20 protein-coding genes are annotated in these 22,200 nt (G+C 71.7%); 12 read left to right on the plus strand and 8 right to left on the minus strand.

All coding sequences use genetic code 11. The features are described from left to right. Window positions 1–28 precede the first annotated feature (28 nt). Together IF88_RS0128555 and IF88_RS0128560 are read left to right on the plus strand one after the other, a co-directional pair. Window positions 29–730 carry a hypothetical protein gene (locus IF88_RS0128555; protein WP_030718647.1) on the plus strand — a complete coding sequence of 234 codons (702 nt, stop codon included), beginning with the start codon at window positions 29–31 and terminating at the stop codon, window positions 728–730. After that, entirely contained in the window at window positions 718–1,986 is a 1,269-nt protein-coding gene (locus IF88_RS0128560) for a sensor histidine kinase (RefSeq protein ID WP_037807337.1), read from the plus strand. Before IF88_RS0128555 ends, IF88_RS0128560 begins: the two co-directional genes overlap by 13 nt. 63 nt (window positions 1,987–2,049) lie before the next feature. On the opposite strand, the gene IF88_RS0128565 is transcribed toward IF88_RS0128560, so the two are convergent. Further along, window positions 2,050–4,137, minus strand: coding sequence for a PhoX family protein (locus IF88_RS0128565; protein ID WP_030718652.1), 2,088 nt, complete (start codon window positions 4,135–4,137; stop codon window positions 2,050–2,052). A gap of 411 nt (window positions 4,138–4,548) precedes the next feature. Between IF88_RS0128565 and IF88_RS42900 the strand changes: the two genes are divergently transcribed. Next, the gene (locus IF88_RS42900) at window positions 4,549–6,153 is read left to right on the plus strand and encodes a VWA domain-containing protein (RefSeq protein WP_078893201.1); all 1,605 of its coding nucleotides are present in this window, start codon (window positions 4,549–4,551) and stop codon (window positions 6,151–6,153) included. A 111-nt stretch (window positions 6,154–6,264) separates the two neighbouring features. Here the strand turns inward: IF88_RS42900 and aspS are convergent, their stop codons facing one another. Continuing rightward, window positions 6,265–8,088, minus strand: a complete 1,824-nt coding sequence (gene aspS, locus IF88_RS0128575) for an aspartate--tRNA ligase (protein WP_030718658.1) — start codon at window positions 8,086–8,088, stop codon at window positions 6,265–6,267. Window positions 8,089–8,246: 158 nt separating this feature from the next. Between aspS and IF88_RS0128580 the strand changes: the two genes are divergently transcribed. Beyond that, window positions 8,247–10,505 (plus strand): SpoIIE family protein phosphatase, encoded by a 2,259-nt coding sequence (locus IF88_RS0128580; protein ID WP_030718661.1) that lies wholly within the window; start codon window positions 8,247–8,249, stop codon window positions 10,503–10,505. Window positions 10,506–10,563: 58 nt separating this feature from the next. Here the strand turns inward: IF88_RS0128580 and IF88_RS0128585 are convergent, their stop codons facing one another. The 3 genes from IF88_RS0128585 to IF88_RS0128595 all read right to left on the minus strand — a co-directional run bounded on the left by IF88_RS0128585 (window position 10,564) and on the right by IF88_RS0128595 (window position 12,347). Beyond that, complete coding sequence (locus tag IF88_RS0128585; protein ID WP_030718663.1) at window positions 10,564–11,556, minus strand: pirin family protein; 993 nt, start codon at window positions 11,554–11,556, stop codon at window positions 10,564–10,566. Between the two features lie 117 nt (window positions 11,557–11,673). After that, window positions 11,674–11,814 carry a hypothetical protein gene (locus tag IF88_RS46775; protein WP_158754615.1) on the minus strand — a complete coding sequence of 47 codons (141 nt, stop codon included), beginning with the start codon at window positions 11,812–11,814 and terminating at the stop codon, window positions 11,674–11,676. A 74-nt stretch (window positions 11,815–11,888) separates the two neighbouring features. Beyond that, window positions 11,889–12,347: an SseB family protein gene (locus tag IF88_RS0128595; protein WP_030302361.1), complete on the minus strand. Its 459-nt coding sequence runs from the start codon at window positions 12,345–12,347 to the stop codon at window positions 11,889–11,891. Window positions 12,348–12,519: 172 nt separating this feature from the next. Between IF88_RS0128595 and IF88_RS0128600 the strand changes: the two genes are divergently transcribed. The 3 genes from IF88_RS0128600 to IF88_RS0128610 all read left to right on the plus strand — a co-directional run bounded on the left by IF88_RS0128600 (window position 12,520) and on the right by IF88_RS0128610 (window position 16,638). After that, window positions 12,520–14,346 carry an acyl-CoA dehydrogenase gene (locus IF88_RS0128600; protein WP_030718665.1) on the plus strand — a complete coding sequence of 609 codons (1,827 nt, stop codon included), beginning with the start codon at window positions 12,520–12,522 and terminating at the stop codon, window positions 14,344–14,346. 168 nt (window positions 14,347–14,514) lie between these two features. Next, on the plus strand, window positions 14,515–15,243 hold the full coding sequence (locus tag IF88_RS0128605) for a hypothetical protein (RefSeq protein ID WP_030718667.1): 729 nt from the start codon (window positions 14,515–14,517) through the stop codon (window positions 15,241–15,243). Window positions 15,244–15,345: 102 nt separating this feature from the next. Next, a complete protein-coding gene (locus tag IF88_RS0128610; protein ID WP_030718669.1) occupies window positions 15,346–16,638 on the plus strand; it encodes a M18 family aminopeptidase in 1,293 nt (430 codons plus the stop codon). Window positions 16,639–16,667: 29 nt separating this feature from the next. On the opposite strand, the gene IF88_RS0128615 is transcribed toward IF88_RS0128610, so the two are convergent. Beyond that, window positions 16,668–18,512, minus strand: coding sequence for an NHL domain-containing thioredoxin family protein (locus tag IF88_RS0128615; protein WP_030718672.1), 1,845 nt, complete (start codon window positions 18,510–18,512; stop codon window positions 16,668–16,670). Window positions 18,513–18,634: 122 nt separating this feature from the next. Here IF88_RS0128615 and IF88_RS46780 point away from each other — a divergent pair, with 122 nt between their 5' ends. The 3 genes from IF88_RS46780 to IF88_RS0128625 are packed head-to-tail and all read left to right on the plus strand — an operon-like array spanning window position 18,635 to window position 19,778. Further along, complete coding sequence (locus IF88_RS46780; RefSeq protein WP_158754617.1) at window positions 18,635–18,871, plus strand: hypothetical protein; 237 nt, start codon at window positions 18,635–18,637, stop codon at window positions 18,869–18,871. Continuing rightward, window positions 18,760–19,107 (plus strand): Uma2 family endonuclease, encoded by a 348-nt coding sequence (locus IF88_RS41020; RefSeq protein ID WP_158754619.1) that lies wholly within the window; start codon window positions 18,760–18,762, stop codon window positions 19,105–19,107. The genes IF88_RS46780 and IF88_RS41020 overlap by 112 nt, the downstream gene beginning before the upstream one ends. A 29-nt stretch (window positions 19,108–19,136) precedes the next feature. Further along, window positions 19,137–19,778 (plus strand): MSMEG_1061 family FMN-dependent PPOX-type flavoprotein, encoded by a 642-nt coding sequence (locus IF88_RS0128625; RefSeq protein WP_030718675.1) that lies wholly within the window; start codon window positions 19,137–19,139, stop codon window positions 19,776–19,778. On the opposite strand, the gene IF88_RS0128630 is transcribed toward IF88_RS0128625, so the two are convergent. Together IF88_RS0128630 and IF88_RS0128635 are read right to left on the minus strand one after the other, a co-directional pair. Further along, the gene (locus IF88_RS0128630) at window positions 19,769–20,296 is read right to left on the minus strand and encodes a DUF4240 domain-containing protein (RefSeq protein ID WP_030718685.1); all 528 of its coding nucleotides are present in this window, start codon (window positions 20,294–20,296) and stop codon (window positions 19,769–19,771) included. The genes IF88_RS0128625 and IF88_RS0128630 overlap by 10 nt on opposite strands. Window positions 20,297–20,324: 28 nt before the next feature. After that, window positions 20,325–21,128 carry a hypothetical protein gene (locus IF88_RS0128635; protein WP_030718688.1) on the minus strand — a complete coding sequence of 268 codons (804 nt, stop codon included), beginning with the start codon at window positions 21,126–21,128 and terminating at the stop codon, window positions 20,325–20,327. Window positions 21,129–21,160: 32 nt separating this feature from the next. Here IF88_RS0128635 and IF88_RS0128640 point away from each other — a divergent pair, with 32 nt between their 5' ends. Together IF88_RS0128640 and IF88_RS0128645 are read left to right on the plus strand one after the other, a co-directional pair. Then, complete coding sequence (locus tag IF88_RS0128640) at window positions 21,161–21,661, plus strand: LURP-one-related/scramblase family protein (RefSeq protein WP_030718691.1); 501 nt, start codon at window positions 21,161–21,163, stop codon at window positions 21,659–21,661. 158 nt (window positions 21,662–21,819) lie between these two features. Next, on the plus strand, window positions 21,820–22,185 hold the full coding sequence (locus IF88_RS0128645) for a hypothetical protein (protein WP_030718694.1): 366 nt from the start codon (window positions 21,820–21,822) through the stop codon (window positions 22,183–22,185). Window positions 22,186–22,200 lie beyond the last annotated feature (15 nt).

Here is a 22,200-nt window from a genome sequence, read left to right on the forward strand (position 1 = left end):
GAACCGCCCGGCGGGAGAGCATCGGAACATGCACCGCGCCCCGGCCGTGATCGTCCTCGCCGTCCTCCTGACGGGGTGCGCCGATGTGGAGGGACTGAAGAACGAGGGCGACCTCGGCACGGTGCACGCACCGCTGAGCCTGTGGAAGGACATCCGCCCCGACCCGCCGGCGCCGGACCAGAAACCGGGCACAGCCGCCGTGGTGCCCGGTCTCCCCAAGGTGGCGGGCCTGAGCATGCGCGGGGTGAACGCGCTGGACGTCGTACGCGCCGACATCACCTCCGCCACCGAACAGGACGGCGGGACCGGCCGGCTCGTCGACCCCCGGGCCGTCCAGCGGCTCGCGCTCTGCACACAGGCTGTGGACGGCGGGCCCGACTGCCCGGTGCGCCCCGCGGTCCTGCACGACCTGACGGGCAACGGCCGGGAGGAACTGATCACCGCACTGGACATCGACGGCCGGCTCAGCGAACTGCGCGTCTACACCGTCCAGGACGACGGGAGGATCGCCCGGATCCTGTCCCGGCCGGCGGTGCTGGAGGGCGTGGAGGTGGCCGCCGAACACCTCGCGGTCCGCGAACCGACGTCGAACCCCACGTACGTCGCCGTCTCCGATTACGTGTGGGACCCGAAGGCCGGGATCATGAACCTCTCCCAGCTCACGCTCGACGACTGCCCGTCCCTGACCGGTGTCCCGCTCAGCCCGGACGGGCAGCGATGCACGCGCTGAGCAGCCTCCGCTGGAAGATCGCCCTGACCACCACGATGGTGTGCTGCATGGTCGCCGCCGTGCTGGGGATCCTGGTGCACAACGTGGTCGCCGAGCAGATCGTCGGCGCGGTCCGCAAGGACGCGGACACGGCCCTGGAGCACGCCCTCAGCCACTACGAGTACGGCACCACGCACGGCGACGTGAACGCCGTCCTCGACCCGCCCCAGCTCCCCGCGCTGCTGCGAGAACTCGTCGCCCGCGGCGCCACCGGCAGCATGGTCGGCTCGTACGACGGCAAGCCCGTCATGTGGGCCGCCGCCCCTGCCGACGAACAGGCACTCGCCGTCTGGATCCCGTTCCAGAACACCCGCAGCCGACTGCGGGACATCGACACCGCGATCCTCGCCTCCGCCGCGCTCGCCGCCGGTGTGGTGGCGCTGGCCGGCCTCTTCCTCGCCGACCGGATCAGCCGGCGGCTCGCGACCACCGCCGCCGTGGCCCGCAGGATCAGCGCCGGGGACCTGGACGCCCGGGTGGGCTTCCCCTCCCGCGCGGACGACCGACGGCAGGGCCGCCGCTCCCGGGACCGGGACGAGGTGCGGGACGTGGCGCAGGCGCTGGACTCGATGGCCGGCTCGCTCCAGGACCGGCTGGAGGCGGAGAAGCGCTTCACGGCCGACGTCGCGCACGAGCTGCGGACCCCGCTCACCGGCTCGCTGGCCGCGGCGGCGCTGCTGCCGGAGGGCCGCCCCAAGGAGATGATCAACGACCGGCTGAAGGCCCTGCACCTGCTGACCGAGGACCTGCTGGAGATCTCCCGGCTGGACTCGGGCGTGGAACGGGCCGATCTGGCCCGCGTGGAACTCGGCCGGGCCGTGGAGCGGGCCGTCGCCGGGGCCGGGCCCACCGCCTCGGTGCGGATCGTCCGGGACGCCGTGGTCCTCACCGACCGGCGGAGGCTGGACCGGATCCTGGCCAATCTGCTCGCCAACGCCCACAAGCACGGCCGGCCGCCGGTCGAGGTGACCGTGGAGGGGCCGGTGGTGACGGTTCGCGACCACGGGCCCGGCTACCCGCCCGAGCTGATCGAGCAGGGCCCGCAGAGGTTCCGGACCGGAGACCCGGGCCGCGGACGCGGCCACGGGCTGGGGCTCACGATCGTGGCCGGACAGGCGGCGGTCCTGGAGATCACGCTGAGCTTCGCCAACGCGCCCGACGGGGGCGCGCTGACGACGCTCGCGCTCCCGGTCGGGCGGCTGCCGAACGGCAGTTGACCGGGCCGGGCGGATGTTTCACGTGAAACACGCCTCACGCGGACCATCCGCCCAACCACCGGATCAGACGCCGATGTTCTTGCCGTCCTTGCGCCAGACCGAGACGACGGCCGGACGGACGATCTTGCCGGGGCCGTCGGGCCACACCGACTGCGGCTTCTCGACGGACGCGCCGTCGATCTCGCCCGGGTGCTGGACGGACACCAGGACACGCTTGTCCTGGATGAGCGGGCCGCAGGTCTCGGCGCCGCGCGGGACGGTCAGGAACTGCTTCAGCTCACCGCGGCGGTCACCGGCCGTCGCGACGCCGAACAGGCCGTCGTGGGAGCCGAGCTGGTTGCCGTCCGTGGAGATCCACAGGTTGCCGTGCGGGTCGAAGGCCACGTTGTCCGGGCAGGAGATCGGGCTGACCTTGTCCTTCGGGAAGCCCGCGAAGTACGTCGCCGGGTCGTTGGGGTCACCCGCGACCAGGAAGAGCCGCCAGGCGAAGCCGTCACCGGCCGGGTCGTCGAAGTTCTCGGCGAGCTCCAGGATCTGGCCGTGCTTGTTCAGGTTGCGCGGGTTCGGCTCGGTCGCGCCTTCCTTGCCCGGCTTGCCCCGGTCGGTGTTGTTGGTGAGCGCGATGTAGACGCGGCCGGTGCGCGGGGAGGGCTCGACGTCCTCGGGGCGGTCCATCTTGGTGGCGCCCACCTTGTCGGCGGCCTGGCGCGTGAAGACGTACACCTCCTCGGCGGTCATGCCCTCGACGTGCGAGACGTTGCCGGTGGCCAGCTTGATCCAGACGCCGGAGCCGTCGAACTCGCCGTCGGAGGGGTGCTTGCCGGTGCCGTCGACCTCGGCGGCCGGGGAGTCGCCGGTGAGCTTGGCGACGTAGAGGGTGCCCTCGTCGAGCAGCGTGAGGTTGTGCTCCTTCGCCGCGCGCGAGGTGCCCTTCTTCATCTGCTTCGACGAGACGAACTTGTAGAAGTAGTCGAAGCGCTCGTCGTCGCCCATGTAGACGACCGGGCGGCCGTCCTCGGTCAGGCGGGGCTGCGCGGCCTCGTGCTTGAAGCGGCCCAGCGCGGTGCGCTTGCGCGGGACGGAGTGCGGGTCGTAGGGGTCCAGCTCGACGACCCAGCCGAAGCGGTGCGACTCGTTGGGCTCCTGCGCCACGTCGAAGCGCTTGTCGAAGAGCTCCCACTTGCGCTCGGTGGCGCCGGCGGTCACGCCGTAGCGCTTCAGGCGGGCGGCGGCGGTCGGGTCGGTGACCTGGCCGGCGTTGCCGAAGTACTGGTTGAAGTTCTCCTCGCCGTGGAGGGTGGTGCCCCACGGGGTGGTGCCGCCGGCGCAGTTGTTGAGGGTGCCGAGCACCTTGGTGCCGGTGGCGTCGACGGAGGTCTTCAGCAGGGCGCTGCCCGCGGCCGGACCGGTCAGCTTGAACTCGCTGGTGGCCGTCAGGCGGCGGTTGAGCTGGTGGCGGGTGACCGCGGTCAGCTTGCCGCTGCGGTGGTCCTCCTGGACGACGACCACGGACAGACCGTGTGCGGCCCAGGCGATCTCGACCTGCTCGCGGGTCGGCTTGGCCGGGTCGTAGCCCTTGAACATGAGGATCTCGTCCGTGTACTCGTGGTTGGCCACGAGCAGCTGCTGGCGCTCGTAGTCGCCACCGAGCGGGAGGAGGCTCAGGAAGTCGTTGTTGTAACCGAACTGACCGGCCTGCGCGGCGGCGGTCTGCTTGTCGGGGTTGAAGCCCGGAGCGCCCTTGAGGATCGGTTCGCCCCAGCGGATGACCACGTTCTGCTCGTGGCCCTCGGGGATGGTGACCTTGTCGTCGGTGTTGGGCGCGACGGCCTTGAAGCGCAGGCCGCGGGCGGCCTCGCCGCCCTTGCCGGCGCCGGCGGCCGCGGCCTCACCGGACGGGCTGGCGTTGGCGGTCTGCCCCGGGCCGCTGAGGGCCACGGCGGAGCCGGCGGCGGTGGCGACCGTCACGACGGCGGCGGAACGCAGCATCGAGCGGCGGGAGTACGCACGGGCTATGACGTCGCCTGCGTACTCGTTGTCGCTGGTGTTCGGCACCTCGTGGAAGCAGGCGTCGCCACAGCGGTAGCGACAGGTGAGAGCGGACCGGCCGCTCCCATGCGGGTTGCCGATGAGCGGCAGAAGCTTGCGCACGAGTGTCCTCCGAGTAGCTGCGTGGGCACCGACAACGTGTCGGAACAATCCAGCCGTGACGCTAGGCCCGGGTTGCGCCGAAGTGGCGGCGCGGGGATGAACGGTCGGTGAACCCGGCACGTCGGAGCGGCAGTTCGAGCCCGGTGTGGGCGTGTTTGGAAGCCGGACGCCACGAAAGGCGACCCTGCCGAAGATCCAGCCGGGCGGCCGATAACCTTACGTGTCCACTCTGGGCAGGGATCAACCGCGCAGCACGGACAAATGACGCACGCACTCATGCGAAAGGCCTGGCCCATGGGTATTCGGAGCTTGTTGCGCAAGGTGTTCGGACGGACTGAAGAACCCGTTCCGGAGACTACGGACGCCCCTTCGGCCGCTGTCCCCAACCAGGCGGAACGTACGCCCCTGGACGTGGCCGCCGATCTGGTGGCGGCGTCCTTCGACAACCCCACTGTTCCTCCTCAGTCCGCTCCGCGGGACCGCGAGCCCGGGACCGTCCTCACGGCCCCCGCCCCGCCCGCGGACCCCACGGTCCCGGAAGCCCGCCGAGCACCCTCGCCTGCGGCGACGCCCGGCCCGGAATCCACCGGTTCGCCTGCGGCGACGCCCGGCCCGGAGACCACCCCGCATGCCGCGGAGGCCGACGCAACCGCACCGGAGGCGGACGCCCCCGCGACCGCGGAGCCCGAGCCGGCGGCAGCCGAGGCCGCCGCCGCGCAGCCGGAGGCAGAAGCAGAGGCCGCACCGGCGGCCGAGCCGGAGCCGCAGATCGCCGAGGCCGCTGAGCCGGAGCCGGACGCCCCCGCGGCTGCGGAGCAGCCCGAGGCCGAGCCCGAGGCGGCTGCCGCCGAGGCCGACGACGCCGCCGCCGAGCAGCCCGCGGCTGACAGCGAGCCCGAGGCGGAGCAGGCGGCAGCCGAAGCCACCGCCCCGGAGGCGGAGCCGCTGGCCGCCGAGGCCGACGTACCCGCGCCCGAGGCGCAGGACGAGCCGCCGGCCGCGGAGACCACCACGCCGGAGGCGGACGCCCCCGCCGCTGCGGAGCAGCCCGAGGCCGAGGTGGCCGCCGCCGAGGCCGGCGTAGCCGCGCCGGAGGCGGAGCCCCTGGACGCAGCGGTCGCGGCGGAGCCCGACACCGCGCCGCAGGCGCAGGACGAGCCTGCGGCAGCCGAGGCCACCGCGCCGGAGGCGGAGCAGCCCGTGGCTGACACCGCGCCCGAGGCGGAGGCCGAGGCGGAGGCCGAGGCGGAGGCCGAGCCGGTGGCCGAGGCGGAGGCCGAGCCGGTGGCCGCCGAGGCCGGCGCAGCCGAGCCGCAGGGGGACGAGGTCGAGGGGGCCACCCCGGAGGCCGCCCAGACGGCCGCGCACGCGCCGGCCGCCGTACGGCGTCGGGCGCCCGGGATCGCCGGCCCCTACAAGGCCGCCGGCCAGGTGCTCCGCGGCCAGGGCAAGGCCGGCGCGCGGGCCAAGGTGTACCTCGTCCTGGACCGGTCCGGGTCGATGCGCGGCTTCTACAAGGACGGCAGCGCGCAGTACCTCGCCGACCACGCCCTCGCCCTCGCCGCGCACCTCGACGACGAGGCGACCGTGCACACCGTGTTCTTCTCCACGGAGGTGGACGGCACCGCCGACCTGGCCCTCGACTCCCACGACGCGGGCTGGGTCGAGGCCCGCCACGCCGAGCTCGGCCGGATGGGCCGCACCAGCTACCACGTGGCCGTCGAGGCCGTCGTCGAGCGCTACCAGAAGGACGGCGGCGAGGGCCCGGCCCTGGTCGTCTTCCAGACCGACGGCGCGCCCGACAACCGCCAGCCCGCCCGGCAGGCGATCACGGACGCCGCCGCCACCGCGCCCGGCATCCACTGGCAGTTCGTCGCGTTCGGCGAGCACGACAACAAGGCCTTCGACTTCCTGCGCAAGCTGGACGCCGAGAACGCCGGCTTCTTCCACGCCGGCCCGGCCCCCGCGGAGCTGACCTCCGCCGCCCTGCTCAAGGGCATCCTCGACCGGTTCTAGTACCCGGCCGTACGCAGCCAAGGCTGTACGCAGGCAAGTCCCGTACGCAGGCAAAAGGCGGCGCCCCCTCCCGCGAGGAGAGGGGGCGCCGCCTTCGGAGTACCAGCGGGTTCAGCCCCGCGGGGACCCGGCGTCCGGGACGACCGCGTCCGAGACCGGCCGCTCCGCCGCCTTCGTCTCGACCGGCTTGCGCAGCGCGATGTTCAGCTCGCGCAGACGGGCCTCCTCCAGGACCGTCGGCGCGCCCATCATCAGGTCCTGCGCGTTGCCGTTCAGCGGGAAGGCGATCGTCTCGCGGATGTTCGGCTCGTCGGCCAGCAGCATCACGATGCGGTCGACGCCCGGGGCGATGCCACCGTGCGGCGGGGCGCCGAGGCGGAACGCGCGCAGCATGCCGGCGAACTCGCGCTCGACGGTCTCCGCCTCGTAGCCGGCGATCTCGAAGGCCTTCAGCATGACCTCGGGCTCGTGGTTGCGGATGGCGCCGGAGGACAGCTCGATGCCGTTGCAGACGATGTCGTACTGCCACGCCAGGATGTCGAGCGGGTCCTTCTCCTCCAGGTCCTTCATGCCGCCCTGGGGCATGGAGAAGGGGTTGTGCGAGAAGTCGATCTTGCCGGTCTCCTCGTCCTTCTCGTACATCGGGAAGTCGACGATCCAGCAGAAGCGGAAGACGTTCTCCTCGAACTGGCCCGCGCGCTTGGCCGCCTCGACCCGAACGCCGGACATGATCTTGGAGACCTCGTCGAAGTCGCCCGCGCCGAAGAACACCGCGTGGCCGGGGGCCAGGCCCAGGCGCTCGGTGAGGACCTTGACGTTCTCCTCGGTGAGGAACTTGGCGATCGGGCCGGTCAGGGCGCCGTCCTCGCCGACGCGGACCCAGGCGAGGCCCTTGGCGCCCAGCGAGATCGCGTACTCGCCGAGGCCGTCGAAGAACTTGCGCGGCTGCGCGGCGGTGTCCGGGACGGCCAGCGCGCGCACGTGCTTGCCGGCGAACGCCTTGAACTCCGAGCCCTCGAACACGTCGGTGATGTCGACGAGCTCCAGCTTGGCGCGCAGGTCGGGCTTGTCGTTGCCGTACTTCAGCATCGACTCGCGGAACGGGATCCGCGGGAACGGCGAGGTGACCTCGCGGCCGTTGCCGAACTCGGTGAAGAGCTCGGTCATCAGGCGCTCGATCGGCTGGAAGACGTCCTCCTGCTCGACGAAGGACATCTCCACGTCGAGCTGGTAGAACTCGCCCGGCGAGCGGTCGGCGCGGGCGTCCTCGTCGCGGAAGCAGGGCGCGATCTGGAAGTAGCGGTCGAAGCCGGAGATCATCAGCAGCTGCTTGAACTGCTGCGGAGCCTGCGGCAGGGCGTAGAACTTGCCCGGGTTCAGGCGGGACGGCACGACGAAGTCACGGGCGCCCTCGGGGGAGGTCGCGGTGAGGATCGGCGTCGCCATCTCGTTGAAGCCGAGGGCCACCATCTTGGAGCGGATGGAGGCGATGACCGCCGAGCGCAGCATGATGTTGCGGTGCATGCGCTCGCGGCGCAGGTCGAGGAAGCGGTACTCCAGGCGCCGCTCCTCGTTCACACCGTCGTCGGTGTTGATCGTGAACGGCAGCGGGGCGGCCGCGCCGAGCACCTCGACCTCGGCGACCTCGATCTCGATCTCGCCGGTCGGCAGCTCGGGGTTGACGTTGTCCGCGCCGCGGGAGACGACCTTGCCGTCGATGCGGACGACGGTCTCCTTGGAGACGCTGCTGAGCGCCTCGTTCGCGGCGGTGCCGGGCCGGGCGACGAGCTGCGTGATGCCGTAGTGGTCCCGCAGATCGATGAAGAGGATGCCGCCCAGGTCTCGACGGTTGTGCAGCCAGCCGCTCAGCCGGACGTCGGCGGCGACGTCAGAAGCGCGGAGCTCGCCGCAGGTGTGGGACCTGTACCGATGCATCAGTCATCCAGTTCTACGCGATACCAGGGTGGATTCAACCGTCCCAAGGTTACCGTCCGGGAGGGTGACGGGTCGGGCACTCCCTCCAGCCTGCGCAAATGCGTCCGGCCGTCCCTCCTGACAGGCACTTGACGGAGATGACCTGTAAAGATGGCCGGGTGCGCACCGAGGACGTCCTGGCCGCCATCGCGACGGGCCTGTGGCGGTGGGACAACGCCTCCGGGACGGTCACCCTCGACGGTGAGGCCGCCCGGCTCCTCGGGCTGCCCGCCGAGCCCGTGGTGCTGCCGGAGGTCTCCGTACGGTCCCGTTTCCACCCGGTGGACTGGAACGAGATCAACGGGATCGTGAACCTGGCGGTCGCCGAGGGCACCCTCGCCGAGGCCCGGCTGCGGATCATGGACGTGGACGGGCGGGTCCTGCGGACCGTCCGCAGCCGCTCCAAACCGCTGGAGAGCCGCTCCGCCGAGGGGCGCGTGGACTACGAGCTGATCGGCACCATCCAGGAGATCGCCGAGCCGCAGCCCGGCACCACGGCCGCCCACACCCCCATCACGGGCGACTGGCGGCGTTCCCGCGAGGCCTTCCTGCTGGACGCGGGGCGCGCGCTGGCGGAGGCCCGGTCCACGGCCGAGGTGCTGCGGGTCGCGGCCTCGCTGTCCATGCCGGGGTTCAGCCCGGACGGGCTGGCCGTCTTCGGTGTGGCCGGGGACCGGCTGTCGATCATCGGGCACCACGGGCACGATCCGGGGGACGAGGAACCCTTCACGGACATGCTGCTGGAGACGGACTACCCGGCCGCGGAGGTCGTCCGTACCGGCCGGGCGATCTACCTGGCCACGCCGGAGGACTACAAACGGCGGTTCCCGGCCACCTGGCCGCTCGCCCAGCGCTTCGACCGGGTGTCCTGGGCCTTCCTGCCACTGACCGTGGCCGGGCGGACCATGGGCGCCTGGATGGCCGCCTTCAAGCACCCGGCGTCGTTCTCGCCCGACGAGCGGTCCGTCCTGACGACCGTGGCCCGGATGCTGGCCCAGGCGCTCCAGCGCGCCGGAGTGGCCGAATCCGAGCGGGAGCTTACGACCGGACTGCAGCGGTCGATGATGCCGCAGCTCGGCCCCGAGATCCCCGGCATGCAGATCGCCGCGCGGTACGTCCCGACCGGCGGTGGGCTCCAGGTGGGCGGCGACTGGTACGACATGATCCCCCTGCCCTCGGGCCGGTTCGCGCTGGTCATCGGCGACGTGCAGGGCCACGACGTGCGGGCGGCCGGGCTGATGGGCCAGCTGCGGATCGCCGTCCGGGCGTACGCGTCCGAGGGGCACCGGCCGGACGCGGTGCTCTCCCGTGCCTCCCGCTTCCTGGCCGGTCTGTGCGCCTCGCAGGAGTCCGATCCGTACGAGGCCGCGGGCACCGGCATGGGCTCGGGACCGGCCGCCGAGGTGGACGCGGACTTCCAGAGCCCGCGGTTCGCGACCTGCCTGTACGTGGAGTGCGACCCGAAGACCGGGATGCTGGAGGTGGCCCGCGCCGGCCACCCCGACCCCGCGATCCGGATGACGGACGGCACCGTGCTGATGCGCCCCACCGCGGGCGGGCTCCCCCTCGGGATCGTCCCCGACACCGACTACCCCACCACCCGGTTCACCCTGGAACCCGGCGAGACGATGATGCTGTGCACCGACGGGCTCATCGAGACCGGCGGGCACGACCTGGACACGGGCTGGGCGCGGCTGCGCGCGGTCCTGGAGGCCGACACCCACGGGGCCGTCGGCGCGCGGGAACCGGAGGGCCCGGGCGCCGGACGCTTCGAGCCCCCGCACCTCGAACGGCTGGCCGACCTGCTGGTCCAGGCCGTGCACGGGCCGTCCTCGCACCACACCACGGGCCCGCTGGCCGACCGCCGCGAGGACGACATAGCCGTGGTGCTGCTGTGCCGCGAGGGCGAGGGCGAGGGCGACGGCTGTGCCTGTGGCACCCCGCCGGCGCACCCGGCCCGCCCGGCGCGCCGCACGGTGCTGACGGTGGCCCAGGACGAACCGGAACGGATCGCGGGCGCCCGCCGCCAGGTCCGCGAGCTGCTGCACGACTGGGCCGACGCCGACCAGGTGGACTCGGCGGTGCTGATGGTCTCCGAGATCGTGACGAACGTACTGCTGCACACGGACGGCGACGCGCTGCTGGTGGCGGAGGCGGTGGGCGAACTGGGCGCCCGCCGGCTGCGCGTGGAGGTCGCGGACGGGAGCGACGAGCTCCCGCACAAGCGGCACCCGGGCGAGATGTCCTCCAGCGGCCGCGGGGTGCTGCTGATGGAGATGCTCGCCGACACGTGGGGCGTGGACCCGCAGGGCGAGGGCAAGTCGATCTGGTTCGAGCTGCACGAGCAGTCGAAGACGGGCCCCGACCAGGCGCCGTGAGCCCGGCGGACGCCGCGTGGGGCGGGACGGGCTCCCGGCCGGAGCCCGTCGGGGCCGGTCAGTCCTCCGCGTTGCCGGCGCCGCGGTGGCCGAGCCCGGTGCGCGCGGTGGTGGGGATGCGGCCCAGCCGGCCGGCCTGGAAGTCGTCGAAGGCCTGCTGGAGTTCGTGCTGGCTGTTCATGACGAACGGACCGTAGTGCGCCATCGGCTCCCGGATCGGACGGCCGCCGAGGAGCACGATCTCCAGGTCCGGGGCGTTGGAGTCCTGGGACTCGTCCGCCCGCACCGTGAGGGAGCCGCCCTCGCCGAAGACGGCCGTCTGCCCGGTGCGGACGGGCCGGCGGTCCTCGCCGACGGACCCGCGTCCGGCCATGACGTACGCCAGGGCGTTGAAGTCCTCGCGCCACGGCAGGGTGATCTGCGCGCCCGGCGAGACGGTCGCGTGGATCATCGTGATCGGGGTGTGGGTGATGCCCGGGCCCTGGTGGCCGTCGAGCTCACCGGCGATCACGCGCAGCAGGGAGCCGCCGTCCGGGGTGGTCAGCAGCTGGACCTGGCCGCCGCCGATGTCCTGGTAGCGCGGGGGCATCATCTTGTCGGATGCCGGGAGGTTCACCCACAGCTGGAGGCCGTGGAAGAGCCCGCCGGACACGACGAGGGACTCCGGCGGGGCCTCGATGTGCAGGAGGCCCGATCCGGCGGTCATCCACTGGGTGTCGCCGCCGTTGATGACTCCGCCGCCGCCGTTGCTGTCCTGGTGGACGAAGGTTCCGTCGATCAGGTACGTGACGGTCTCGAAGCCGCGGTGCGGGTGCCAGGGGGTGCCCTTGGGCTCTCCCGGCGCGTACTCCACCTCGCCCATCTGGTCCATCATGATGAACGGGTCGAGGTACTGGTAGTTGATCCCGGCGAAGGCGCGGCGCACCGGGAATCCCTCGCCCTCGAACCCACCGGGAGCGGAGACGACGGCCAGCACCTTGCGCGGGACGGCGGCCTGCGGCTCGGCCACTCGCGGAAGGGTCAACGGGTTCTCAACAGTCACTGCGGGCATGGTCAGGACCTCCTTATGCTTCGAGTTTAGTTGAAACTCGAACTTTCTGCCACACCTCGCAGAACAGAAGCGGCCCCGGGGGAATTCCCCCGGGGCCGCGAGTGGTCCGACCTGCGGTTACGGCGTGACGACGACCGAGTCGACCGGCGAGAGTGCCCTGAGCGCCCCGCCCAGCCCCTCCTCCAGCGTGCGCGTGCACGGCTCGACGAACCGGGGGTTGTCACCTTCCGGGCGCAGCAGGTCCCGCAGCGGGCGCACCCGGCCCGGTAGCTCCCGGCCGACCCCGCCCCGCCACCGGCCGAAAAACGTCCAGCCGTCCGCAGCAATGGCGTCTAGCCATACATGCGGCGCATGGCGAAGTCGACCATCTGCTCGACCGCCTTGGCGTCGAAGACCATCCGGTGGTCGCCCTCCATGTCGAGGACGAAGCCGTACCCGGTGGGCAGCAGGTCGATCACCTCGGCGCCGGTGATCACGAAGTACTTGGACTCCTTGCCGGCGTACCGGCGGAGCTCCTTGAGCGTGGTGAACATGGGGATGACCGGCTGCTGCGTGTTGTGCAGCGCCAGGAATCCTGGGGTCTCGCCGCGCGGGCAGTAGACCTTCGAGGTGGCGAAGATCTGCTGGAAGTCCTCCGCGGACAGGGACCCCGTGGTGAAGGCCCGCACCGCGTCGGCGAGCGACGGCGGCGATGGCTCGGGGTAGAGCGGCTGCTCGCCGTACCCGCCGGCCATCTGCTGCGGGGCGGCGTACTGCTGCCCTGCGCTCACGTTCTGGTCGTAGCCGTACATGAGGGGAAGACTACCGACCTGCCCGTCACGCCCGGACACGCATTTCCCGCCAGGCTTGACGCTGGTCACAGTCGCCAGGGGTTGCACCTTATTACCGGCGGGTAGCATCATTACGTTACCGATTGGTATGTACGAGGAACCTCTCTCCCCGAGCCTTAACGGAGCCGTCGCCATGGGGCACTACAAGTCGAATCTCCGCGACATCGAGTTCAACCTCTTCGAGGTGCTCGGCCGCGACAAGCAGTACGGCACCGGTCCGTTCGAGGAGATGGACACCGACACCGCCAAGAGCGTCCTGTCCGAGCTCGCCCGCCTCGCCGAGAACGAGCTGGCCGAGTCCTTCGCGGACGCCGACCGCAACCCGCCGGTCTTCGACCCGGCCACCAACACCGCGCCCGTCCCGGCGTCCTTCAAGAAGAGCTACGAAGCCTTCATGGACTCCGAGTACTGGCGCCTGGGCCTGCCCGAGGAGATCGGCGGCACCACCTCCCCCCGCTCCCTCATCTGGGCCTACGCGGAACTGCTGCTCGGCTCGAACCCGGCCGTGTGGATGTACTCCTCCGGCCCGGCGTTCGCCGGCGTCCTCTTCGAAGAGGGCAACGAGGCGCAGAAGAAGATCGCGCAGATAGCCGTCGAGAAGCGCTGGGGCTCCACCATGGTCCTCACCGAGCCGGACGCCGGCTCGGACGTGGGCGCCGGCCGCACCAAGGCCGTCCAGCAGGCCGACGGCTCCTGGCACATCGAGGGCGTCAAGCGCTTCATCACGTCCGGTGAGCACGACATGGAGGAGAACATCCTCCACTACGTCCTCGCGCGCCCCGAGGGCCACGGCCCGGGCACCAAGGGCCTGTCCCTCTTCCTCGTCCCGAAGTTCCACTTCGACTGGGAGACCGGCGAGCTGGGCGAGCGCAACGGCGTCTACGCGACGAACGTCGAGCACAAGATGGGCCTCAAGGCCTCCAACACGTGCGAGATGACCTTCGGCGACCAGCACCCCGCCAAGGGCTGGCTGATCGGTGACAAGCACGACGGCATCCGCCAGATGTTCATGATCATCGAGTTCGCCCGCATGATGGTCGGCACGAAGGCCATCGCGACGCTCTCCACCGGCTACCTGAACGCGCTGGAGTACGCCAAGGAGCGCGTGCAGGGACCGGACCTCGCGAACTTCATGGACAAGACCGCGCCCAAGGTCACCATCACGCACCACCCCGACGTGCGCCGCTCGCTCATGACGCAGAAGGCCTACGCCGAGGGCATGCGCGCCCTCGTCCTGCACACCGCGACCGTCCAGGACGAGATCCAGGTCAAGCAGGCCGCGGGCGAGGACGCCTCCGCCCTCATAGGCCTGAACGACCTGCTCCTGCCGATCGTCAAGGGCTACGGCTCGGAGAAGTCGTACGAGCAGCTCGCGCAGTCCCTGCAGACCTTCGGCGGCTCCGGGTACCTCCAGGAGTACCCGATCGAGCAGTACATCCGCGACGCCAAGATCGACACCCTCTACGAGGGCACCACGGCCATCCAGGGCCAGGACTTCTTCTTCCGGAAGATCGTCCGCGACCAGGGCGCCTCGCTGAACCTCCTCTCCGAGACGATCAAGAAGTTCCTGGCCGAGGCCGTCGGCGGCGAGGAGCTGGCCGGCGCCCGCGACGCGCTCGCCAAGGCCGCCGTGGACCTGGAGGCCATCGTCGGCCAGATGATCGTCGACCTCACCGCCACCGGCGAGGACGTCAAGAACATCTACAAGGTCGGCCAGAACACCACCCGCCTGCTGATGGCCTCCGGCGACGTGGTCGTCGGATACCTGCTGCTCCGGGGCGCCGCCGTGGCCGCCGAGAAGCTCGCGACGGCCTCCGCGAAGGACGTCCCCTTCTACACCGGCAAGATCGCCGCCGCGAAGTTCTTCGCGGCCGAGGTCCTCCCGGGCGTCTCCGTCCGCCGCGCGCTGGCCGAGGCCGTCGACAACTCCCTCATGGAGCTCGACGAAGCCGCCTTCTAGGCAGCTCGCGGGCCGCACCGGCCCGCCGCACCAGTACGCCGTGTACGCACAGCGGCCGGGTCCCCCGCACGGGGTCCCGGCCGTCGGCGCATGCGCCGCCTGGTCCGCCCCGGGGCCCCTGTCCTGCGGCTTTCCCCTATGTCAGCCGTTCATGGGACGCTCGTACGCATGAGTCCACAGGATCAGCACGGCAGCAGGGGGTACTCCGTCCCCACCGGGCGCCCGTACGCCCTCAAGGAGCTGCAGGCGAGCCTGGGCAGTCTCGGCGACCACCTGCGCGAGCTGTACGACGGCGCCCACCCCGCCGAGTACGACACCATCGCCGACGCGCTGTACGTGGCCTTCCAGACCGCCGCCGGGCTGGCCCCCGCCAAGAGCTACACCGGCTGCTCCGAGCACCCCAACGGCGCCCTCGACCCCGAGGCGCCCGACGGCTGGGGCCGCTGCCTCATCTGCAACGACCGGCGGCGCCTCGGCCGGCGCCGGCACGGCGGCCCCCCCGCCGCCCCCGCCGGCGAACAGCGCCGCCTCGGGTACCCCGTACCGGAGGGCCCGTACACCCTCCAGGCACTGCGCGCGTGCGTGCGCACCGTCGAGGACCAGCGGTTCCACCTGGGCCTGTCCTCCCCCGCCGAGGACTTCGTCCGCATCGCCGACGACCTCCACCGCGCCTTCATCGTCGCCCGCGAACTGTCCCGGCCGCGCAACGCCTCGGGCTGCTCCGAACACCCCGGCGCACCCATCGACCCCGACGCACCCCCCGGTGAGGCCTGTATCTTCTGCGCCGGACGCAAGAGACGCGCGCAGCGCTCCCCGCAGACCCCGGAGATGCTCCCGCGCATCCGACGGGGCGAGCGCAGACAACTGCAGCGCCGATTCGAGCGACCGCCGGGCTGAGAACCGACAAGGACCGCAGATCACCCACCCTGCGGACCCTGACCTCCGGCTATCCGTCGCAGTCCGGCCATGGCGAACACGACCGTCGTTAAGGTGAACCACATGAGCTCTCCCGCCCGCTTCGACCGCGGCCACACCGACGATCTGATGACCTTCCTGACGGCCAGTCCGTCGCCGTACCACGCCGTGGCCAACGCGGCCGAGCGGCTGGAGAAGGCAGGCTTCAGGCAGTTGTCGGAAACGGACGCCTGGGATGCGGGCACCGGGGGCAAGTTCGTGCTCCGCGGCGGTGCGCTCATCGCCTGGTACGTCCCCGAAGGCGCCGCCGCGCACACCCCGTTCAGGATCGTGGGCGCGCACACCGACTCCCCGAACCTGCGGGTCAAGCCGCAGCCGGACACCGGCTCCCAGGGCTGGCGGCAGATCGCCGTCGAGATCTACGGCGGCACCCTGCTCAACACCTGGCTCGACCGCGACCTCGGCCTCGCCGGCCGGCTGACCCTGCGCGACGGCAGCGAGCGCCTGGTGAACGTGGACCGCGCACTGCTGCGCGTGCCCCAACTCGCCGTGCATCTGGACCGGTCGGTGAACACCGACGGCCTCAAGCTCGACAAGCAGCGGCACATGCAGCCGATCTGGGGCCTGGGCGACGTGCACGAGGGCGACCTGATCGCCTTCCTCGAAGAGGAAGAGGACCTGGAACAGGGCTCGGTGGCCGGCTGGGACCTGATGGTCCACTCCATCGAACCGCCCGCGTACCTCGGCCGCGACCGCGAGCTCGTGGCCGGCCCGCGCATGGACAACCTGCTGTCCGTGCACGCGGGCGTCGCGGCGCTGGCCGCGGTGTCGGGCTCCGAGAAGCTCGACCACATCCCGGTGCTCGCCGCCTTCGACCACGAGGAGAACGGCTCGCAGTCGGACACCGGCGCGGACGGCCCGCTGCTGGGGAACGTGCTGGAACGTTCAGTCTTCGCACGCGGGGGCTCGTACGAGGACCGCGCGCGGGCCTTCGCCGGCACCATCTGCCTGTCCTCGGACACCGGCCACGCCGTGCACCCCAACTACGGGGAACGGCACGACCCGACGCACCACCCGCGCGCCAACGGCGGCCCGATCCTGAAGGTCAACGTCAACCAGCGGTACGCGACGGACGGCAGCGGGCGCGCGGTGTTCGCGAGCGCCTGCGAGCGGGCCGGCGTGCCGTGGCAGACCTTCGTCTCCAACAACTCCATGCCGTGCGGCACGACCATCGGCCCGATCACGGCCGCCCGCCACGGGATCCAGACCGTGGACATCGGCGTCGCGATCCTGTCGATGCACAGCGCGCGCGAACTGTGCGGCGCGGACGACCCGTACCTCCTCGCCAACGCCCTGGTCGCCTTCCTGGAGGGCTGACCCCCCAGGAAGGCCCGCAGGGGCCCAGGTCACCCCTCCTCGTCCATCCCGGCGAGGACGAGGGGCAGCCGGGAGGCGCCGTCGGCGGTGACCCGGACGGGCACGCCCCAGTCCTGCTGGTGGACGTGGCAGGCCGGGTACTCGTTGGCCGGGTCGTCGTCGCAGGACGCCGCCATCGCGGACACGTGCAGCACGCCCTCGGTGACCTCCGGGCTCAGCGCCAGCTCCCGGAACAGGTCGGTCCCGGCGCCCTCGCCCCCGGCGAGGAGCTCCGGCGGGGTCGAGGAGACGAGCAGCCGGGTGGACGGCCCGTAGCGGGTGTCGAGCTTCTGCCCGCCCGGCGCCTGGAACACCACGTCGAGCCGGAGCGTGCCGGGCGCCACCTCGGTGGCGGCCCGCTGCGTACGGTGCGCCACGGACTCGACCCGTACGGCCTCCTCCGGGAGCCGCAGCCGGGTCAGCCGGTGCCGGGCCGACTCGACGACCACGATGTCGTCGCCGACCAGCACGGCGTCGCTGGGCTCGCGCAGGTCGGTGGCGAGCGTGGTCACCTGCCCGGTGGCGGGGTCGTAGCGCCGCAGCGCGTGGTTGTACGTGTCGGACACCGCGACCGAGCCGTCGGGCAGCGCGGTCACCCCGAGCGGGTGCTGGAGCAGGGCCTGGCCCGCGTCCCCGTCCCGGTGCCCGAAGTCGAACAGGCCCGTGCCGACGGCCGAGGTGACGGCGTAGCCGGTGTCGGTGGGGTGGACGTACCGGAGGGCACTGGTCTCGGAGTCGGCGATCCACAGCCGGTCCCCGGCGGCCGCGAGGCCCGAGGGCTGGGCGAACCACGCCTCGGCGGCGGGCCCGTCGAGCAGCCCCTCGTTGGTGGTACCGGCGGCGACGGCGACGGTGCCGCTCTCCGGATCCCAGGTCCACAGCTGGTGCACACCGGCCATCGCGATCCACACCTTGCCCTGCCACCAGGCCACGTCCCACGGCGAGGAGAGGTCCACCTCCAGGGCGGGGCCGGAGGTGGGCGACCCCTGCCACCACTGGCGCCCGGTGCCGGCGACGGTCTCCACGTGCCCGGTGGCCGGGTCGTAGGTCCGCAGCGCGTGGTTGACGGTGTCGGCGACCACGACCCTGCCGTCGGGCAGCAGCGCGAGGCCCTGCGGCTCGCTGAAGCTGTCACCGCCGAAGCCGCGCTCGCCGGTGCCGACGCGGCGTACGACGCTCTCGCCGTCCGCGTCCAGCTCGACGAGCTGGTGCCGCGTGGTGTCCGACACCAGCAGGTTGCCGCTCGGCAGCAGCACCGCCTTCCCGGGGAACCGCAGGTCGCTCGCGACCGGCTCCGGCGCCACGTACGGCCCGTCCCCGCGCCGCAGCGTCCCCTTGGCCTCGTGCTCGGCCTCCAGCTCCTCCACCAGCTTCGCAATGGCGTGCGCGTGCCCCTCACCGGCGTGCTGGGCGACGATGTACCCCTCGGGGTCGATCACGACGAGCGTGGGCCAGGCCCGCACGGCGTACTGCTTCCAAGTCGCGAGCTCGGGATCGTCCAGCACGGGGTGGTGCACCTCGTACCGCTCGACGGCGTCGACGACCGCGGCGTGCTCGGCCTCGTGCACGAACTTCGGCGAATGCACCCCGATGATCACGACGGTGTCGCGGTGCTTCTCCTCCAGCTCGCGCAGCTCGTCGAGGACGTGCAGGCAGTTGATGCAGCAGAAGGTCCAGAAATCCAGGATCGCGATACGTCCCCGCAGGTCGGCGAGGGTCAGCTCCTTGCCTCCGGTGTTCAGCCAGCCGCCCTTGCCGATCAGCTCGGGGGCACGGACACGGGCACGCTTGCGGGGTGCGGGCGCGGGGGTGGGCGCCGGGGCAGCATCGTTCATCCTTCAAGCTTGCCATCCGGGTATGAACACCGGGTCACAGGTCCAGGTGCACCCGCGAGGGTGACGACGGCCGGACAGGACACGTGGGAGTCTGAAGGCAGGCAGCGAAGGAGGCGCCCGGCATGACCACCGCGCACGACTACAGCGAGGGCATCGACCCCGAGGGCGCACTGAAGTACGCCATCCAGCGCCACAGCGGGGACCGCACCGAGATCGTCGAAGGGGTCATCACCAACGCGACGCCGAGTTGGGACCACGAGCGGGTCGCGAAGATCGTGCGCCGCCAGATCGAAGCCAGGGTGGACGAGCTCGACTGCGTGGAAGGCTCCGGGAACCTGGACCCGATCAGACACTGCTGATCGTCGAGATCACCTCCGAGTCCAACGCGGATACCGACCGTGTCGTCAAGCGCAAGCGGTACGCCGAGTACGGCGCGCCGCTCTACCTGCTGGTCGACCGGTTGGAGAAGACCGTCACGCTGTTCGCGGAGCCCGGGCGGCTCGGGTACACGAAGGTCGACGGCCCCCACCCCTTCGGGACGCCGGTGCGGCTGCCCGAGCCGTTCGGGATCGACCTCGACACCGGTGGGCTCTAGCCGGTGGTCAGCCGGTAGCGTGCGCAGGCGTGACGATATTCGACGCCGTGAACGCCACCGCCGTCCGAAGCGCGGACCAGTTGCGCGAGTTGTACGAGGAGCCCGGTGAGATGGCCCGGCGCAAGGCCGTGGACCGGATCCACGAGGCCGCGCGGGCGGTCATCGGGCGGTCGTCGCTGGTGTTCGTGGCCAGTGCGGGGGCCGACGGGAGCTGCGATGTCACGCCACGGGGCGGGCCGCCCGGGTTCGTGGCCGTCCTCGACGAGTTCACCCTCGCCGTCCCCGACGCCACCGGCAACAAGCGGCTCGACACCGCCCACAACATCGTGGAGACGGGCCGGGCCGGGCTGATCTTCGTCATCCCCGGCCGGGCCACCACGCTGCGCGTGAACGGCCGCGCGTGCGTCTCCGCCGACCCCCGGCTGCTGGAGCAGCTGACGGCCGTCGGCAAGCCGCCGTGCAGCGCCATCGTGGTGGGGGTCGAGGAGGCGTACCAGCACTGCCCGAAGGCGTTCCTGCGCAGCGGCGCCTGGAAGCCCGGGCAGTGGCTCGCCGAGGACGCCGTACCGAGCTCCGCCGAGGTCACCCTCTCCCACCTGGACATGCCGGGTCTGACGGTCGAGGACATCCGCCGGCAGGAGCGCGAGTCGCTGCTCTACCGCTACGCGTAGTCGAAGAGGGTGCTCAGGCGGGGCAGGCGGGGCGCCAGTTCGGCCGTGTCGTCGAAGTCGAAGTCCCAGGCCGGGTCCAGGGGCGGGTAGCTGATCGTGAAGGAGTCCGCCGGGAGTTCGCGGCCGGTGGCGGACTCGTAGGCGGTCCAGGCGATCGAGAGGGCCTCCTCGTCCCACAGTTCGTGGCCCCCGGCCGCGGCCTCGCGGACCGCCGGGTGGGCCGCCAGGGAGTCCGGGTCGGCCAGGGCCGCTTCGAAGACCGCCCGGCCCTGGGTGAGGAGCCAGCCGCGGAAGTAGTCGAAGCCGTCGTCCGAGCAGCCGCCGTTGATCACGTAGGCCGCGGCCCAGAGCGGGCCGCGGTAGGACTCCGCCAGCAGGTCCCACAGCACCTGCTGGGCCGCGGCTATCTCCGCCGCCGGACGGGCCGCCAGCAGCTCCGCCGCCCGCCCCGCCACCTCGTCCGCCGCCGTGCCCGTGCGGGCCGTCTCGATCAACTGCCAGAACATCTGCTTGTCCATGGCAAAAGCCTGGCACCCGGCACTGACATCAGCCGAGGAAGGAGTGGAGAGATCTCGTGAGCGATGTGATGAAGGTGTTCTGGGCGTCCGCCGGGAGGAGGTCCAGGGAGAGGTAGGGGTTGAGGTCCTCCAGCTCGACGAGGAGGAGTTCGCCCGAGGGGGCCCTGCAGGCGTCGACGCGCTGGATGCCGTGGTCGAGGGTGTTCCAGTCGATGAAGGAGCGGGCGAAGGCCAGGTCCGCCTCGGTCGGGGCGTAGCGCTCCAGCTCCCAGCGGCGGGCCGGGTCCGGGGCGTGGAGCGCGTACTGGAAGGCGTCGTCCACGAAGTAGAAGGACACCTCGTACGCGAAGTCGATGCGCGGCTGGATCAGCACGGCCCCGGCCGGGCCGTCCGGTGTCGCGGTGAAGGTGAGGCCGATGGAGTCGGCGCCCTGCTTCGGCTTGACCGCGTAGGTGGGCACCTGCGGCAGCTCCGAGAGCCTCGCCGGGTCGTCGATCGTCGGGATGACCGGGTAGCCGGCGGCCGTCAAGTCGAGGAGGTACTGCTTACCCGCCATGTCCGCGCGGCCGGTGAGCGGGTTGTAGACCGGCGTGCCGGCGGCGAGGGCGGCGGCGCGGAAGGAGTCGTAGGCCTCCTGGTAGTGCAGGACCGGGCCGCTGTTGCGGACGATCACCGCGTCGAAGCCGAGCGGGAGGAGCGCCTCCGCGTCCGCGGGGTGGCACAGGGCCAGGTCGAAGTCGGCCCGCAGCCGCGAGGTGAGGAATATGTCCTCGTCGCAGTAGCGGCGGCCGCGCGCCGGGTAGGCCAGGTCGGTCACGTAGAGGAGTGGCATGGCGGAAACCTATCGCGGGCACTGATCAGCGCATGAAATACCTCGTACGGGACAAAGTGCTGGCCATCGGGGACGACTACTGGATCGAGGACGAGGACGGGCGCCAGGCCTTCCTCGTCGACGGGAAGGCGCTGCGGGTCCGGGACACGCTGGAACTGAAGGACCCGGACGGGCGGATCCTGATCACCCTGCGGGAGAAGATGCTCAGCTTCCGCGACGCGATGACCCTGGAGCGGGAGGAGCGGCGGCTCGCGGTGATCCGCCGGAAGAGGTTCTCGCTGCTGCGCAACCACTTCCGCGTGACCATGGCCGAGGGCACCGAGCTCGATGTCAGCGGGCGGATCCTGGACCGGGAGTTCAAGGTCGAGTACGACGGGGAGCTGCTCGCGCTGGTCTCACGGCAGTGGTACCGGCTCCGCGAGACGTACGCGGTGGACGTGGTCCGCGAGGACGCGGACGCGGCGCTGCTGGTCGCGGTCGCGGTGTGCGTGATCCGGATGGCGGAGAAGGAGCGGGAGGACGGGCTCATCTAGGCCGTCTCTTTCGGATCTTGTCGGCCCGGCAAGATCCGAAAGAGACGGCCTAGGCGCCGGGGTGAGTACGGGCGCACGGAGAAGTGAGCATGCGCGCTCATACCGGGGCCGTGGGGGAGGGCGAGGATCGTGTACGTCCCCCACGGAAGGAACCCACCGTGAACCCCAGCACGTACGCGGCCTTGTACGGCCCGTGGCAGCCGGCGAAGCCCGCGCCCAAGGAGCGGCCCGCCGTCGCCGTGCTCGCGGCCCTGCTGTGGACGGTCACCACCCTCTCGCTCGTCTGGCTGGCCGGCCTCTTCTCCATCGCGCTCGTCTGGGGCGCGGCGGCCGGGCAGCCGGTGGGAGGCCTGCTGCTGCGTCTCCTCCTGGTGCCGGTGGTCGCGGCAGCGGCACTCACCGCTCTGGCCTTCGCGCCGGGGATCCGCCGGCTGGCCGTGTCGAGCCGGATGCTCCTCCTGGGCGCCCTGGCCTGCCCGGCCCCCACCGTCCTCGCGATCATGGTCTGGCTCCGCACCGCCTGAGCCGGGCGGACGGGC

This window comes from Streptomyces sp. NRRL F-2580, assembly GCF_000720115.1.
Lineage (GTDB): Bacteria > Actinomycetota > Actinomycetes > Streptomycetales > Streptomycetaceae > Streptomyces.